Below are 13,083 nucleotides of genomic sequence, written 5' to 3'. Positions count from 1 at the left end.
CGCACCATTTCATTCACGAGCCTGGTGGTGGCCCGAACGGGCCAGACGCAGGGTCGGTTGTTCGGGTGCATTCCTGCCGGTTCCAGAAGGCGGCCTGGCTCATGCCGGGCGGCCGGACTTGCTTCGTGGAACGCGCACTTCGGACAGGGCGAGACAAAGACGAGATGCCGACGATCAACCAGTTGGTCCGCACGGGCCGGACGAGCAAGCCGAAGCGCAACAAGGTGCCGGCCCTTGAGGGTTGCCCGCAGAAGCGTGGCGTCTGCACCCGCGTCTACACGACCACGCCGAAGAAGCCGAACTCGGCGCTCCGGAAGGTCTGCCGCGTGCGCCTGACCAACGGCTTCGAGGTGACCAGCTACATTCCTGGCGAGGGTCACAACCTCCAGGAGCACTCGGTCGTCCTGATCCGCGGCGGCCGCGTGAAGGACCTGCCGGGCGTGCGCTACCACACGCTGCGTGGCGTGCTCGACGCCCAAGGTGTGAAGAACCGCAAGCAGGGCCGTTCGAAGTACGGCGTCAAGCGTCCGAAGTGATCGGCCAAGAGGGTTTCTGAAATATGCGTCGTCGTGCTGCTGAGCGCCGTGAGGTCCTTCCCGATCCGAAGTTCGGGGATGTCATCCTGGCCAAGTTCATCAATTCCGTGATGCTGGACGGCAAGAAGTCCGTGGCCGAGGCGTCGGTCTATGCCGCGCTGGACAAGCTGCAGCAGCGTGGCGGCGGTGATCCGATCGAGATGTTCCACGAGGCGCTGGGCAACGTCGCCCCGGCTCTCGAGGTGCGGTCGCGCCGCGTCGGCGGCGCCACCTACCAGGTGCCGGTCGAGGTCCGTGACGTGCGGCGCCAGGCCCTCGCGATCCGCTGGATCATCTCCACTGCGCAGAAGCGTTCCGAAAAGACGATGACCGATCGTCTGGCGGCGGAGCTGCTGGATGCTGCCCAGAACCGCGGGGCGGCCGTCAAGAAGCGCGAGGACACGCTCCGCATGGCGGAAGCGAACCGCGCGTTTTCGCACTACCGCTGGTAATCGGCCCGGAACGGCTCGGAAACGATCATGGCTCGCACCATTCCGCTCGAACGTTATCGTAACATCGGCATCATGGCCCACATCGATGCCGGCAAGACGACGACCACCGAGCGCATCCTGTTCTACACCGGCAAGTCCTACAAGATCGGCGAGGTGCATGAAGGCACCGCGACGATGGACTGGATGGAGCAGGAGCAGGAACGCGGCATCACCATCACGTCGGCGGCGACGACCTGCTACTGGCGGGATCATCGCATCAACATCATCGACACGCCTGGCCACGTCGACTTCACCATCGAGGTCGAGCGGTCCCTGCGCGTGCTCGACGGTGCCGTGGCGGTGTTCGATTCGGTCGCGGGTGTCGAGCCCCAGTCCGAGACCGTCTGGCGCCAGGCCGACAAGTACCGCGTGCCGCGGATCTGTTTCGTCAACAAGATGGACCGGATCGGCGCCAACATGTACCGGTGCGTCGACCAGATCCGCGAGCGGCTGGGTGCGAAGCCCGTCGTGCTGACGCTGCCGATCGGCACCGAGGCCCAGTATCTCGGCAATGTCGACCTGGTCCGGATGAAGGCCGTGGTCTGGCGCGACGAGACCATGGGCGCCGACTACACGCTGGAAGAGATCCCGGCCGAGCTGAAGGATCGCGCCACCGAGTACCGGCAGGCGCTGGTCGAGGCCGCCGTGGAGATGGATGACGCGGCGCTCGAGGCCTATTTCAACGGCGACGAGCCCGACGAGGAGACGCTGAAGCGCTGCCTGCGCAAGGGCGTCACCGGCTTCCACTTCGTCCCGGTGCTGTGCGGCTCGTCCTTCAAGAACAAGGGTGTGCAGCCGCTGCTGGACGCGGTGGTCGACTTCCTGCCGTCGCCGCTCGACGTGCCGCAGATCACCGGCATCGATCCCAAGACCGAGACCGAGGCGAGCCGGAAGATCGACGACACCGCGCCCTTCTCGGCGCTGGCGTTCAAGATCATGACCGATCCGTTCGTCGGCACCCTGACCTTCGTGCGCATCTATTCCGGTCGCCTGGAGAGCGGTTCGTACCTCCAGAACACCGTGAAGGGCTCGCGCGAGCGCATTGGCCGCATCCTCCTGATGCATGCCAACAGCCGCGAGGAGCTGAAGGAAGCGCTGACCGGCGACATCGTGGCGCTGGTCGGGCTCAAGAACACCACCACGGGTGACACGCTGTCCGACGCGGACAAGCCGATCATCCTGGAGCGGATGGAGTTCCCGGAGCCGGTCATCGAGGTCGCGGTCGAGCCGAAGTCGAAGGCCGACCAGGAGAAGATGGGCCTGGCGCTGAGCAAGCTCGCCCAGGAGGACCCGTCCTTCCGCGTCTCCACCGACCAGGAGTCCGGCCAGACCCTCATCAAGGGCATGGGCGAGCTCCATCTGGAGATCCTGGTCGACCGGATGCGGCGCGAGTTCAAGGTCGAGGCCAACGTGGGCGCCCCGCAGGTGGCGTACCGCGAGACCCTGACCAAGCCGGCGAACGTCGACTACACCCACAAGAAGCAGACCGGTGGTACCGGCCAGTTCGCGCGGGTGAAGCTGGTGATCACGCCGAACGAGAAGGGCAAGGGCTTCGAGTTCGAGAGCAAGATCGTCGGCGGTGCGGTGCCGAAGGAGTACATCCCGGGCGTCCAGAAGGGCCTCGAGAGCTGCATGGACAGCGGCGTGATCGCCGGCTTCCCGATGACCGACGTCAAGGTGGAGCTGATCGACGGCGCCTACCACGAGGTCGACTCCTCGGCGCTGGCCTTCGAGATCGCGTCGCGTGCGGCCTTCCGGGAAGGGGCGGCCAAGGCCGGTCCGCAGCTCCTGGAGCCGATCATGCGCGTCGAGGCGGTGACGCCCGACGAGTACATGGGTGACATCATCGGCGACCTGAACAGCCGCCGTGGTCAGATCACCGGCATGGAGCCGCGCGGCAACGCGCAGGTCATCAAGGCGATGGTGCCGCTGGCCTCCATGTTCGGCTATGTGAACTCGCTGCGGTCCCTGTCGCAGGGTCGTGCGCAGTTCACCATGCACTTCGACCATTATGCGCCGGTGCCGCAGATGGTCGCTGACGAAATTCGCGCCAAGTACGCCTGAGACGTCTCAGGTTAGAGGACTGACGAGGGGCACAGACGATGGCCAAAGAGACGTTCAAGCGGACGAAGCCGCATGCGAACATTGGCACGATTGGTCACGTGGATCATGGCAAGACCACGCTGACGGCCGCGATCACGAAGATCCTGGCGGAAGCGGGTGGTGCGGCGTTCACGGCGTATGACCAGATCGACAAGGCGCCGGAGGAGAAGGCGCGCGGGATCACGATCAACACGTCGCATGTCGAGTACGAGACGGCGAAGCGCCATTACGCGCACGTGGATTGCCCGGGCCACGCCGACTACGTGAAGAACATGATCACCGGTGCGGCGCAGATGGACGGCGCGATCCTGGTGGTCTCGGCGGCCGACGGCCCGATGCCGCAGACCCGCGAGCACATCCTGCTGGCCCGCCAGGTGGGCGTGCCGGCGCTGGTGGTGTTCTTGAACAAGGTCGACATGGTCGACGACCCGGAGCTGCTCGAGCTGGTCGAGCTCGAGGTGCGTGAGCTGCTCTCCAAGTACAACTTCCCGGGCGACGACATCCCGATCATCAAGGGCTCGGCGCTGGCGGCACTCGACGGCAAGGACGACGAGATCGGCCGGGCCAAGATCGTCGAGCTGATGGAAGCGGTGGACAGCTACATCCCGCAGCCGGAGCGGGCGGTGGACAAGCCGTTCCTGATGCCGATCGAGGACGTGTTCTCGATCTCGGGCCGCGGCACGGTGGTGACGGGCCGGGTCGAGCGCGGCGTGATCAAGGTCGGCGAGGAAGTCGAGATCGTCGGCATCAAGCCCACGACCAAGACGACCTGCACGGGCGTGGAGATGTTCCGCAAGCTGCTGGACCGCGGCGAGGCGGGCGACAATGTGGGCGTCTTGCTGCGCGGCACCAAGCGTGACGACGTCGAGCGCGGCCAGGTGCTGTGCAAGCCCGGCTCGATCACGCCGCACACCAAGTTCACGGCCGAGACCTATGTGCTCACCAAGGAAGAGGGTGGGCGGCACACGCCGTTCTTCGGCAACTACCGGCCGCAGTTCTACTTTAGGACCACGGACGTGACCGGCTCGGTGGAGCTGCCGGCGGGTACCGAGATGGTGATGCCGGGCGACAACGTGACCATGGTGGTGACGCTGATTGCCCCCATCGCCATGGAGCAGGGCCTGCGCTTTGCCATCCGCGAGGGCGGCCGCACCGTCGGTGCCGGCGTCGTCGCCAACATCATCCAGTGATCTGAAGACACGCGGGGATCGTCCGACCATGGACGCGCAGAATATCAGAATTCGGCTCAAGGCTTTCGATCACCGCGTGCTCGATCAGTCGGTGCGGGAAATCGTTGGCACGGCCAAGCGGACCGGGGCGCGCGTGCGCGGCCCGATCCCGCTGCCCAATCGAATCGAGAAGTTTACGGTGCTGCGTTCGCCGCACATCGACAAGAAGAGCCGCGAGCAGTTCGAGATCCGGACGCACAAGCGCCTTCTGGACATCGTCGACCCCACTCCGCAGACCGTGGACGCGCTGATGAAGCTCGACCTGGCCTCTGGTGTGGACGTCGAGATCAAGCTCTAAGGCTAAGAAAATCATGCGTACGGGGCTGTTGGCCCAGAAAATGGGTATGACGCGGTTGTTCGGCGTGGACGGAAGTCACGTGCCGGTCACCGTGTTGAAGGTCGAGGACTGCGAGGTCGTCGCGGTCCGCACTGCCGAGAAGGATGGCTACACCGCCATCCAGCTCGGAGTCGGCCCGAAGAGCGCCAAGAATGTGTCGAAGCCGATGCGCGGCCACTTCGCCAAGGCGAAGGTCGAACCCAAGGCATACGTCGCCGAGTTCCGGGTTTCCGAGGACGCGGTGCTGGATGTGGGTGCGCGCCTCTCGGTGGAGCATTTCGTTGAAGGCCAGTTCGTCGACGTGACCGGCATCTCGATCGGTCGCGGCTTCGCCGGCGTCATGAAGCGGCACAATTTCGGCGGCCTGCGCGCCACCCACGGTGTCTCGATCTCGCATCGCTCGCACGGCTCGACCGGCCAGCGGCAGGATCCGGGCCGGGTGTTCAAGGGCAAGAAGATGGCCGGGCACATGGGTGCCAAGCAGCGGACCGTGCTGAACCTGGAAGTGTTCGGCGTGGACGAGGAGCGTGGCCTGATCCTGGTCAAGGGTTCGGTGCCGGGGGCCGAGGGCGCCTGGGTGCGGATCCGCGATGCGGTGAAGCGCGCGATGCCCAAGAATGCGCCCTATCCGGCCGGCTTGGTCGCCGCCGCGGGAGCCGAGTGATGCAGATCGTCGTCAAGACGCTGGAGGCCGAGGACGCCGGCACCATCGAGCTGGCGGATGCCGTGTTCGGTCTGGAGCCGCGCGCTGACATCCTGCAGCGGGTGGTGCTGTGGCAGCTCGCCAAGCGGCGGGCCGGCACGCACAAGGTCAAGAGCCGCGGCGAGGTCCGTGGCTCGTCGGCCAAGATCTACAAGCAGAAGGGCACGGGTCGCGCCCGCCACGGCAACAAGCGCGCCCCGATCTTCCGCACCGGTGGCCGGGCACATGGGCCCACCCCGCGTGATCACGGCTTCGACCTGCCCAAGAAGGTCCGGGCGCTCGGCCTGCGCATGGCCCTGTCCGACAAGGCCAAGAGCGGCAAGCTGATCGTGGTCGACAAGCTCGAGCTCGACCAGCCGCGCACCAAGGAGCTGGTCGCCCGGCTCGGCAAGCTCGGCCTGGACAAGGTCCTGTTCGTCGGCCCGGCCGAGCTGCAGGCCAACTTCGCGCTGGCCTCGCGGAACCTGACCCAGGTGGACGTGCTCCCCTCGGTCGGTGCGAACGTCTACGACATCCTGCGCAGCGACCAGCTGGTGATCAGCAAGGAAGCGGCCCAGGAACTTCAGGAGCGCCTGGCATGAACCAGGAGCGGATCTACGACATCATCCTGGCCCCGGTGGTCACGGAAAAGTCGACCCGGATCTCCGAGCTGAACCAGGTCACCTTCAAGGTGCGTGGCGATGCGGCGAAGCCGGAGATCAGGCAGGCGGTGGAGAAGCTCTTCAACGTCAAGGTCACCGCGGTGAACACCATGGTGACCAAGGGCAAGACGAAGCGCTTCAAGGGCAAGGCGTACCGGCGCAGCGACGTCAAGAAGGCGATCGTGACGCTGGAAGCCGGCCAGACCATCGACGTGACGACGGGGATCTGAGGCCATGGCGCTGAAGAACTACAACCCCATCACGCCCTCGCAGCGCGAGCTGGTGCTGGTGGACAAGTCGGAGCTGTGGAAGGGCAAGCCGGTCAAGTCCCTGACCGAGGGTCTTTCCAAGTCCGGCGGCCGCAACCATTTCGGCCGGATCACCACTCGCCACATCGGTGGCGGGCACAAGCGCACCTACCGCGTGATCGACTTCAAGCGTCGCAAGTTCGACGTGGCCGGGACGGTCGAGCGGCTGGAATACGATCCGAACCGGACGGCCTTCATCGCGCTGGTGAAGTACGAGGACGGCGAGCAGGCCTACATCCTGGCCCCGCAGCGGCTGCGCGCGGGTGACAAGGTGGTGGCCGGCGAGCGGGTCGACATCAAGCCCGGCAACGCCGCACCCCTGCGGGCGATCCCGGTCGGCACGATCGTGCACAACCTGGAGATGAAGCCCGGCAAGGGCGGGCAGATCGCCCGGTCCGCCGGCTCGTTTGCCCAGCTGATCGGCCGCGACGGCGACTATTGCCAGATCCGCCTGAACTCGGGCGAGATCCGCCGGGTCCTGCAGACCTGCATGGCGACCGTGGGTGCCGTGTCGAACCCGGACCACCAGAACGAGAATCTGGGCAAGGCCGGCCGGCAGCGCTGGAAGGGCACCCGCCCGACCGTGCGCGGCGTCGCGATGAACCCGGTCGATCATCCGCTCGGCGGTGGCGAAGGCCGCACCTCGGGTGGCCGTCATCCGGTCAGCCCGTGGGGCCAGCCCACCAAGGGCTACCGTACTCGCCGCAACAAGCGCACGACCAGCATGATCGTGCGTTCGCGGCACGCAGCGAAGAAGCGTGGAGGTTAAGGCGTGGCCCGCTCAGTTTGGAAGGGTCCGTTCGTCGACGGCTATCTGTTCAAGAAGGCCGATGCCGCACGGCGCTCGGGCCGCAACGAGATCATCAAGATCTGGTCGCGCCGCTCCACCATCATGCCCGAGTTCATCGGCCTGACCTTCGCCGTGCATAACGGCAAGAAGCATCTGCCGGTCTACGTGACGGACAACATGGTCGGCCACAAGTTCGGCGAGTTCGCGCCGACCCGGACCTTCTCCGGTCACGGTGCCGACAAGAAGGCGAAGAGGGGCTGACATGAGTAAGCCCAAAGCAGAGCGCAAGGTCAGCGCCAACGAGGCGTTCGCCGAGGACACGCTGGTCCGCTCCAGCCCGCGCAAGCTCGACTTGGTGGCCGGGCTGATCCGGGGCATGTCGGCCGGCCGCGCCATGACCGCGCTGGAGTTCTCGCGCAAGCGGGTGGCGCTCGAGGTTCAGAAAACCTTGAAGTCCGCCATTGCGAACGCGGAGAACAATCACAATCTGGACGTGGACCGGTTGGTCGTCGCCGAGGCCTACGTGGGCAAGCGCTTCGTCATGAAGCGCCTGCATCCGCGCGCCCGTGGCCGTGCCGCCCGGGTGGAGAAGTTCTACAGCCGTCTGCGCATCGTCGTCCGTGAGCAGAGCGAGGGAAGGGCCTGATGGGTCACAAGGTAAATCCCGTCGGTCTGCGGGTCGGCATCAATCGTACTTGGGATTCGCGTTGGTTCGCGGAGAACAACTACGCCAAGATGCTGAAGGAAGACGTCCAGATCCGCGAGTTTCTGGAGAAGCGCCTGTCGAACGCCGGCGTGTCGCGCATCGTGATCGAGCGCCCGGCCAAGAAGGCCCGGGTGATGATCTACACGGCGCGTCCGGGCGTGGTGATCGGCAAGAAGGGCGAGGCGATCGAGGTGCTGCGTCGCGAGGTGGCCCAGCGCTGCTCCGCCGACGTCCACCTGAACATCGTCGAGGTCCGCAAGCCCGAGCTCGACGCCAAGCTGATCGCGGAAAGCATCGCGCAGCAGCTGGTCCGCCGCGTCACCTTCCGCCGCGCCATGAAGCGTGCGGTGCAGGCGGCGATGCGGCTGGGCGCCCTGGGCATCCGGGTGAATTGTTCCGGCCGTCTCGGCGGGGCGGAGATCGCCAGGTCGGAGTGGTATCGCGAGGGTCGCGTGCCGCTGCACACGCTGCGCGCCAGCATCGATTTCGCCAAGGCCACGGCGCATACGCCGTACGGCACCAACGGGATCAAGGTGTGGGTGTTCCGTGGCGAGATCATGGAGCATGACCCGTCGGCCTACGATCGGCGCATGGCCGACGCCACGCCGGCCCGGGGTTGAGATCAGACAATGTTGCAGCCTAAGAGAACCAAGTACCGCAAGGCATTCAAGGGCCGGATCCACGGCCTGGCCAAGGGCGGTGCGGAGCTGAACTTCGGTGCGTTCGGCCTGAAGGCGGTCGAGCCGGCGCGGATCACCGCTCGGCAGATCGAATCGGCCAGGCGCGCCATCACCCGTCACCTCAAGCGTGCGGGCCGGGTCTGGATCCGGATCTTCCCGGACGTGCCGGTGACCTCCAAGCCGGCCGAGGTCCGCATGGGCTCCGGCAAGGGCTCGGTGGACTTCTGGGTGGCGCGGGTGAAGCCCGGCCGGATCATGTTCGAGATCGACGGTGTCGCGCCCGAGCTGGCCGAGGCCGCCATCGCGCTGGGTGCTGCGAAGCTGCCGATCAAGACGCGCTTCGTGCAGCGGGAGCTCTGAGCGATGAACGCTTCGGATATTCGTAACGAGGACCGCAAGGCGCTGATCGACCGGCTGCTCGGCCTGAAGAAGGAGCAGTTCAACCTGCGCTTCCAGAAGGCGACCGGGCAGCTCGAGGGAACGGCGCGGATCCGCGAGGTCCGGCGGGACATTGCCCGGGTCAAGACGGTGCTGCGCGAGCAGGCCGTCTCGGCCAAGCTCGGCGCCTGAGGAGTTAGTAGCGATGCCGCGTCGCGTGTTGCAGGGCCAGGTGGTGAGTGACGTCAACGACAAGACCGTCGTGGTCCGGGTCGAGCGTCAGGTCATGCACCCGCTCTACAAGAAGTACATCAAGAGCAGTAAGAAATACATGGCTCACGACGAGTCGAACCGGTTCAAGATCGGCGACACCGTCCTGATCCGTGAGTGCCGGCCCCTTTCGGCGCGCAAGCGCTGGGAAGTGCTGGTCGAGGACGCTGCGGCTCCGTCGTCCGCAGAGGCGTGAGGATCTAATAACATGATCATGCCCGAGACCGATCTCGATGTTGCCGACAACTCGGGAGCGCGTCGGGTCCAGTGCATCCGTGTACTGGGTGGCTCGCATCGTAGGTGGGGTTCGGTCGGCGACGTCATCGTCGTCGCCGTCAAGGACGCCATACCGCGCGGCAAGGTGAAGAAGGGCGACGTGGCCATGGCCGTCGTCGTCCGCACGGCGAAGGAAGTGTCGCGGCCCGACGGATCGGCGATCCGCTTCGACCGCAACGCCGCCGTGCTCATCAACAAGCAGGGTGAGCCGATCGGCACCCGCATCTTCGGGCCTGTGACCCGCGAGCTGCGCGCCAGGAAGTTCATGAAGATCATTTCGCTCGCGCCTGAGGTGCTGTGATGGCGGCGAAGGTCAAGAAGGGCGACAAGGTCGTCATCCTCACCGGACGCGACAAGGGTCGCCAGGGCGAGGTCCTGAAGGTCGACCCGAAGGAAGGCCGCGTGGTCGTCCAGGGTGTGGCGATGATCAAGCGCCACACCAAGTCGACCGGCATGCGCGAGAGCGGCATCATCGAACGGGAAGCGGCGATCGACGTGAGCAACGTCGCGCTGCTCGACCCTTCCGATGGCAAGGCCACGCGCGTCGGGTTCAAGTTCCTCGAAGACGGCCGCAAGGTGCGCGTTTCCAAGCGCACCGGCGAGCTGCTCGATCGGTGAGGCGGGCATGGCACGTCTGAAGGCACATTACGAGAACACGGTCCGGGCCGCCCTGACCGAGCAGTTCGGCTACCAGAACCCGATGCAGGTTCCGAAGCTGGACAAGATCGTCATCAACATGGCGGTCGGCAAGGCGACCCAGGACGCGAAGAAGCTCACCAACGCGGCAGCGCAGCTCGCCAAGATCGCCGGCCAGAAGCCGGTGCTGACCAAGGCGCGCAAGTCGGTGGCGAACTTCAAGCTGCGCGAGGGCATGAACATCGGCTGCAAGGTGACCTTGCGGCGCGAGCGCATGTACGAGTTCCTCGATCGCCTGATCAACATCGCGATGCCCCGCATCCGCGATTTCCGTGGCGTCTCGCCGAAGAGCTTCGATGGTCGTGGCAACTACGCCATGGGCCTGAAGGAGCAGATCATCTTCCCGGAGATCTCGTTCGACGAAGTCGACGAGAACCGCGGGATGGACATCATCTTCTGCACGACGGCGTCGACCAATGAGGAGGCCAAGGCGCTCCTCGCGGCATTCAGCATGCCGTTCACGAAGTGATCTGAGAAGGATATCGTCGTGGCGAAGAAGAGTTCAGTAGAGAAGAACAAGCACCGCCGGGAGCTGGTCGCCCAGCAGGCCGCCAGGCGCGCCGAGCTGAAGGCGATCATCAAGCAGAAGGACATCGACGACGGCGACCGCTTCGAGGCCGTCCTCAAGCTGGCCGAACTGCCGCGGAACGGATCGAAGGTCCGGATTCGCAATCGTTGCGAGATGACCGGCAGGCCGCGTGCCTATTACCGGAAGCTCGGTCTTTCTCGTATCGCTTTGCGGGACTTGGCATCCACGGGGCAGATCCCCGGGATGGTCAAGTCGAGCTGGTAAGGGGTTCGCGGAATGGCGATGTCCGATCCGCTCGGTGACCTGTTGACGCGCATCCGGAACGGCCAGCGGGCCGCCAAGGGTGCCGTCCTGGCGCCGAAGTCGTCGATGCACGTGCGTGTGCTGGAAGTCCTCAAGCGCGAAGGCTACATCCGTGGCTTCGGCGAGGTGGAGCAGGCGCCCGGCAAGCAGTCGCTCAGCGTCGAGCTGAAGTACCACAATGGCGAGCCGGTGATCCGCGAGCTGAAGCGGGTGAGCAAGCCCGGTCGCCGCGTCTATGCCGGCGTGCGCGACCTGCCGACCATCTATAATGGTCTCGGCATCGCGATCGTCTCCACGCCCCGTGGGGTGATGTCCGACGCGGAAGCGCGGGCAGCCCATGTCGGCGGCGAGATTCTGTGCCTGGTGTTCTGACCATGTCCCGTATCGGCAAGCATCCGGTCCCCGTACCGGCTGGCACCACCGTGTCGGTGGAAGGCCAGACCATCCGGGCCAAGGGCAAGCTCGGCGAGCTGTCCGCGGTCCTGCACGACGCGGTCGCCGTCTCCATGGAAGACGACAAGGTCATCGTGATGCCGCGTGAGATGGACCGCCAGGGCCGTTCGCTCTGGGGCACCTCGCGCACCGTGGTGGCCAACCTGGTCAAGGGCGTATCCGAGGGCTTCACGGAGCGGCTCGAGATCAGCGGCGTGGGCTACCGTGCCTCGCTCGACGGCTCGGTGCTGAACCTGCAGCTCGGCTACAGCCACGACATCAAGTACGCGGTGCCGAAGGAGATCAAGGTCGTGGTCGAGACCCCGACCTCGATCCAGATCAGCGGCGCCGACAAGCAGAGGGTCGGACAGCTCGCGTCCGAGATCCGGGCGTTCCGCCTGCCCGAGCCGTACAAGGGCAAGGGCGTGAAGTACGCCGGCGAGACGATCCGTCGCAAGGAAGGCAAGAAGAAGTAACCATGGTGAAGGTGGACGAGCGCTTCGAGCGTCGCCGGCGTCGGGTTCGCTTCGCGATCCGGCAGCGGGCTTCCGGCCGTGCCAGGCTTTCGGTCTTCCGGTCGAGCTGCCACATCTATGCCCAGGTGATCGATGACGCCAAGGGCGTGACGGTTGCGGCGGCCTCGACGGTGGAGCCGGCCCTGCGCAGCGAGCTGAAGACCGGGGCGGATACCAATGCCGCCAAGCGGATCGGGCAGCTGATCGCCGAGCGGGCCAAGGCGGCGGGTATCGAGACAGTGGTGTTTGATCGTGGTGGCTATCAGTACCACGGTCGGGTGAAGGCTCTGGCCGACGGCGCCCGCGAGGGCGGCCTGTCGTTCTGATCCATCGCGGGAGGACGGAAATGGCGCGTCAGCGCGGTGGAGACGATCGCGGCGATCGGGATAGGGGCGAGTCCGAATTCGTGGATCGGCTCGTTGCCATCAATCGCGTCGCGAAGGTGGTCAAGGGCGGTCGGCGGTTTGGCTTCTCGGCCCTGGTGGTCGTGGGCGACGGCAAGGGCCGGGTCGGTTATGGCAGCGGCAAGGCCCGTGAGGTGCCGGAAGCGGTGCGTAAGGCGACCGAGGCCGCGAAGAAGGGGCTGATCCGGGTGCCGCTGCGCCAGGGGCGCACGCTGCATCACGATTCGATCGGTCACTTCGGTGCAGGCCGGGTGCTGCTGCGCTCGGCACCTCCGGGTACCGGCGTGATCGCAGGTGGCCCGATGCGGATGGTGTTCGAGGCGCTCGGCATCGGCGACGTGGTCGCCAAGTCGCTGGGCACGTCGAACCCGCACAACATGGTCAAGGCCACGTTCGCGGCGCTCACCTCCGTGGCGAGCCCCCGGACGGTCGCCGCCAAGCGGGGCAAGAAGGTCTCTGACCTGATCGGCCGCCGCGAGGCGATCGAGCCGAAGGCGGAGTGACGGGCCCATGGGCAAGATCAAGGTGACCCAGGTGCGCAGCCCGATCGGGCGGCGTGCCGACCAGCGCGAGACCCTGATCGGTCTCGGTCTGAACAAGCTGCACCGGACCCGTATCCTGTCGGATATCCCGGAAACGCGTGGGCGGATCGACAAGGTCAAGCATCTCGTGGTGTTCGAGACCGTGGCCGGCGACGAGCCGGCCCAGGGCTGAGAA

The 13,083-nt window shown here is 65.8% G+C and carries 24 protein-coding genes; all 24 read left to right on the top strand.

The window, feature by feature from the left end; genetic code table 11:
* The first annotated feature begins 164 nt into the window (after window positions 1-164).
* The 24 genes from rpsL to rpmD are packed head-to-tail and all read left to right on the top strand — an operon-like array spanning window position 165 to window position 13,080.
* On the top strand, window positions 165-536 hold the full coding sequence (gene rpsL, locus HLA95_RS07940) for a 30S ribosomal protein S12 (protein ID WP_027134780.1): 372 nt from the start codon (window positions 165-167) through the stop codon (window positions 534-536).
* 23 nt (window positions 537-559) lie between these two features.
* Window positions 560-1,027, top strand: a complete 468-nt coding sequence (rpsG, locus tag HLA95_RS07935; RefSeq protein WP_191058123.1) for a 30S ribosomal protein S7 — start codon at window positions 560-562, stop codon at window positions 1,025-1,027.
* 27 nt (window positions 1,028-1,054) lie between these two features.
* A complete protein-coding gene (gene fusA / locus HLA95_RS07930) occupies window positions 1,055-3,130 on the top strand; it encodes an elongation factor G (RefSeq protein ID WP_191058122.1) in 2,076 nt (691 codons plus the stop codon).
* Window positions 3,131-3,168: 38 nt separating this feature from the next.
* Entirely contained in the window at window positions 3,169-4,359 is a 1,191-nt protein-coding gene (tuf, locus tag HLA95_RS07925) for an elongation factor Tu (protein ID WP_222182946.1), read from the top strand.
* A gap of 28 nt (window positions 4,360-4,387) precedes the next feature.
* Window positions 4,388-4,696: a 30S ribosomal protein S10 gene (gene rpsJ, locus HLA95_RS07920; RefSeq protein ID WP_159718061.1), complete on the top strand. Its 309-nt coding sequence runs from the start codon at window positions 4,388-4,390 to the stop codon at window positions 4,694-4,696.
* Between the two features lie 13 nt (window positions 4,697-4,709).
* Window positions 4,710-5,399 carry a 50S ribosomal protein L3 gene (gene rplC, locus HLA95_RS07915; protein WP_191058080.1) on the top strand — a complete coding sequence of 230 codons (690 nt, stop codon included), beginning with the start codon at window positions 4,710-4,712 and terminating at the stop codon, window positions 5,397-5,399.
* Window positions 5,399-6,019, top strand: coding sequence for a 50S ribosomal protein L4 (gene rplD / locus HLA95_RS07910; protein WP_191058079.1), 621 nt, complete (start codon window positions 5,399-5,401; stop codon window positions 6,017-6,019). The genes rplC and rplD overlap by 1 nt, the downstream gene beginning before the upstream one ends.
* Entirely contained in the window at window positions 6,016-6,309 is a 294-nt protein-coding gene (locus HLA95_RS07905) for a 50S ribosomal protein L23 (RefSeq protein WP_191058078.1), read from the top strand. Before rplD ends, HLA95_RS07905 begins: the two co-directional genes overlap by 4 nt.
* A 4-nt stretch (window positions 6,310-6,313) precedes the next feature.
* Window positions 6,314-7,156 carry a 50S ribosomal protein L2 gene (gene rplB / locus HLA95_RS07900; protein WP_191058077.1) on the top strand — a complete coding sequence of 281 codons (843 nt, stop codon included), beginning with the start codon at window positions 6,314-6,316 and terminating at the stop codon, window positions 7,154-7,156.
* 3 nt (window positions 7,157-7,159) lie between these two features.
* Window positions 7,160-7,438, top strand: coding sequence for a 30S ribosomal protein S19 (rpsS, locus tag HLA95_RS07895; RefSeq protein WP_159718071.1), 279 nt, complete (start codon window positions 7,160-7,162; stop codon window positions 7,436-7,438).
* Between the two features lies 1 nt (window position 7,439).
* The gene (rplV, locus tag HLA95_RS07890; protein WP_159718073.1) at window positions 7,440-7,823 is read left to right on the top strand and encodes a 50S ribosomal protein L22; all 384 of its coding nucleotides are present in this window, start codon (window positions 7,440-7,442) and stop codon (window positions 7,821-7,823) included.
* Window positions 7,823-8,503 (top strand): 30S ribosomal protein S3, encoded by a 681-nt coding sequence (gene rpsC, locus HLA95_RS07885; RefSeq protein WP_191058076.1) that lies wholly within the window; start codon window positions 7,823-7,825, stop codon window positions 8,501-8,503. The genes rplV and rpsC overlap by 1 nt, the downstream gene beginning before the upstream one ends.
* A 9-nt stretch (window positions 8,504-8,512) precedes the next feature.
* Entirely contained in the window at window positions 8,513-8,923 is a 411-nt protein-coding gene (gene rplP / locus HLA95_RS07880) for a 50S ribosomal protein L16 (protein ID WP_159718077.1), read from the top strand.
* Window positions 8,924-8,926: 3 nt separating this feature from the next.
* Window positions 8,927-9,133, top strand: coding sequence for a 50S ribosomal protein L29 (gene rpmC, locus HLA95_RS07875; protein ID WP_191058075.1), 207 nt, complete (start codon window positions 8,927-8,929; stop codon window positions 9,131-9,133).
* Between the two features lie 13 nt (window positions 9,134-9,146).
* On the top strand, window positions 9,147-9,407 hold the full coding sequence (rpsQ, locus tag HLA95_RS07870; protein ID WP_159718081.1) for a 30S ribosomal protein S17: 261 nt from the start codon (window positions 9,147-9,149) through the stop codon (window positions 9,405-9,407).
* Between the two features lie 12 nt (window positions 9,408-9,419).
* Window positions 9,420-9,788 carry a 50S ribosomal protein L14 gene (gene rplN, locus HLA95_RS07865; protein ID WP_159718083.1) on the top strand — a complete coding sequence of 123 codons (369 nt, stop codon included), beginning with the start codon at window positions 9,420-9,422 and terminating at the stop codon, window positions 9,786-9,788.
* The gene (gene rplX, locus HLA95_RS07860) at window positions 9,788-10,105 is read left to right on the top strand and encodes a 50S ribosomal protein L24 (protein ID WP_191058074.1); all 318 of its coding nucleotides are present in this window, start codon (window positions 9,788-9,790) and stop codon (window positions 10,103-10,105) included. Before rplN ends, rplX begins: the two co-directional genes overlap by 1 nt.
* Window positions 10,106-10,112: 7 nt before the next feature.
* Window positions 10,113-10,652: a 50S ribosomal protein L5 gene (rplE, locus tag HLA95_RS07855; RefSeq protein WP_191058073.1), complete on the top strand. Its 540-nt coding sequence runs from the start codon at window positions 10,113-10,115 to the stop codon at window positions 10,650-10,652.
* A gap of 18 nt (window positions 10,653-10,670) precedes the next feature.
* A complete protein-coding gene (rpsN, locus tag HLA95_RS07850) occupies window positions 10,671-10,976 on the top strand; it encodes a 30S ribosomal protein S14 (protein ID WP_191058072.1) in 306 nt (101 codons plus the stop codon).
* A 12-nt stretch (window positions 10,977-10,988) separates the two neighbouring features.
* Entirely contained in the window at window positions 10,989-11,387 is a 399-nt protein-coding gene (gene rpsH / locus HLA95_RS07845; RefSeq protein ID WP_159718091.1) for a 30S ribosomal protein S8, read from the top strand.
* Between the two features lie 2 nt (window positions 11,388-11,389).
* Window positions 11,390-11,923, top strand: a complete 534-nt coding sequence (gene rplF / locus HLA95_RS07840) for a 50S ribosomal protein L6 (RefSeq protein ID WP_191058071.1) — start codon at window positions 11,390-11,392, stop codon at window positions 11,921-11,923.
* A gap of 2 nt (window positions 11,924-11,925) precedes the next feature.
* A complete protein-coding gene (gene rplR / locus HLA95_RS07835) occupies window positions 11,926-12,288 on the top strand; it encodes a 50S ribosomal protein L18 (RefSeq protein WP_191058070.1) in 363 nt (120 codons plus the stop codon).
* Window positions 12,289-12,308: 20 nt separating this feature from the next.
* Window positions 12,309-12,869: a 30S ribosomal protein S5 gene (rpsE, locus tag HLA95_RS07830; RefSeq protein ID WP_159718097.1), complete on the top strand. Its 561-nt coding sequence runs from the start codon at window positions 12,309-12,311 to the stop codon at window positions 12,867-12,869.
* Between the two features lie 7 nt (window positions 12,870-12,876).
* Window positions 12,877-13,080: a 50S ribosomal protein L30 gene (gene rpmD, locus HLA95_RS07825; RefSeq protein ID WP_191058069.1), complete on the top strand. Its 204-nt coding sequence runs from the start codon at window positions 12,877-12,879 to the stop codon at window positions 13,078-13,080.
* Window positions 13,081-13,083: the final 3 nt, after the last annotated feature.

Origin of the sequence: Geminicoccus harenae (assembly GCF_019800005.1) — a bacterium.
Taxonomy (GTDB): Bacteria; Pseudomonadota; Alphaproteobacteria; order Geminicoccales; family Geminicoccaceae; genus Geminicoccus; species Geminicoccus harenae.
The sequence above is the reverse complement of the archived record's forward strand: the minus strand, read 5'-3'. Positions and strand labels throughout refer to the sequence as shown.

What these genes read in the sequence shown, in the direction of transcription:
- rpsL (WP_027134780.1), top strand. Translation starts at nt 165, where the DNA reads ATGCCGACGATCAACCAGTTGGTCCGCACGGGCCGGACGAGCAAGCCG.
- rpsG (WP_191058123.1), top strand. Translation starts at nt 560, where the DNA reads ATGCGTCGTCGTGCTGCTGAGCGCCGTGAGGTCCTTCCCGATCCGAAG.
- fusA (WP_191058122.1), top strand. Translation starts at nt 1,055, where the DNA reads ATGGCTCGCACCATTCCGCTCGAACGTTATCGTAACATCGGCATCATG.
- tuf (WP_222182946.1), top strand. Translation starts at nt 3,169, where the DNA reads ATGGCCAAAGAGACGTTCAAGCGGACGAAGCCGCATGCGAACATTGGC.
- rpsJ (WP_159718061.1), top strand. Translation starts at nt 4,388, where the DNA reads ATGGACGCGCAGAATATCAGAATTCGGCTCAAGGCTTTCGATCACCGC.
- rplC (WP_191058080.1), top strand. Translation starts at nt 4,710, where the DNA reads ATGCGTACGGGGCTGTTGGCCCAGAAAATGGGTATGACGCGGTTGTTC.
- rplD (WP_191058079.1), top strand. Translation starts at nt 5,399, where the DNA reads ATGCAGATCGTCGTCAAGACGCTGGAGGCCGAGGACGCCGGCACCATC.
- HLA95_RS07905 (WP_191058078.1), top strand. Translation starts at nt 6,016, where the DNA reads ATGAACCAGGAGCGGATCTACGACATCATCCTGGCCCCGGTGGTCACG.
- rplB (WP_191058077.1), top strand. Translation starts at nt 6,314, where the DNA reads ATGGCGCTGAAGAACTACAACCCCATCACGCCCTCGCAGCGCGAGCTG.
- rplV (WP_159718073.1), top strand. Translation starts at nt 7,440, where the DNA reads ATGAGTAAGCCCAAAGCAGAGCGCAAGGTCAGCGCCAACGAGGCGTTC.
- rpsC (WP_191058076.1), top strand. Translation starts at nt 7,823, where the DNA reads ATGGGTCACAAGGTAAATCCCGTCGGTCTGCGGGTCGGCATCAATCGT.
- rplP (WP_159718077.1), top strand. Translation starts at nt 8,513, where the DNA reads ATGTTGCAGCCTAAGAGAACCAAGTACCGCAAGGCATTCAAGGGCCGG.
- rpmC (WP_191058075.1), top strand. Translation starts at nt 8,927, where the DNA reads ATGAACGCTTCGGATATTCGTAACGAGGACCGCAAGGCGCTGATCGAC.
- rpsQ (WP_159718081.1), top strand. Translation starts at nt 9,147, where the DNA reads ATGCCGCGTCGCGTGTTGCAGGGCCAGGTGGTGAGTGACGTCAACGAC.
- rplN (WP_159718083.1), top strand. Translation starts at nt 9,420, where the DNA reads ATGATCATGCCCGAGACCGATCTCGATGTTGCCGACAACTCGGGAGCG.
- rplX (WP_191058074.1), top strand. Translation starts at nt 9,788, where the DNA reads ATGGCGGCGAAGGTCAAGAAGGGCGACAAGGTCGTCATCCTCACCGGA.
- rplE (WP_191058073.1), top strand. Translation starts at nt 10,113, where the DNA reads ATGGCACGTCTGAAGGCACATTACGAGAACACGGTCCGGGCCGCCCTG.
- rpsH (WP_159718091.1), top strand. Translation starts at nt 10,989, where the DNA reads ATGGCGATGTCCGATCCGCTCGGTGACCTGTTGACGCGCATCCGGAAC.
- rplF (WP_191058071.1), top strand. Translation starts at nt 11,390, where the DNA reads ATGTCCCGTATCGGCAAGCATCCGGTCCCCGTACCGGCTGGCACCACC.
- rplR (WP_191058070.1), top strand. Translation starts at nt 11,926, where the DNA reads ATGGTGAAGGTGGACGAGCGCTTCGAGCGTCGCCGGCGTCGGGTTCGC.
- rpsE (WP_159718097.1), top strand. Translation starts at nt 12,309, where the DNA reads ATGGCGCGTCAGCGCGGTGGAGACGATCGCGGCGATCGGGATAGGGGC.
- rpmD (WP_191058069.1), top strand. Translation starts at nt 12,877, where the DNA reads ATGGGCAAGATCAAGGTGACCCAGGTGCGCAGCCCGATCGGGCGGCGT.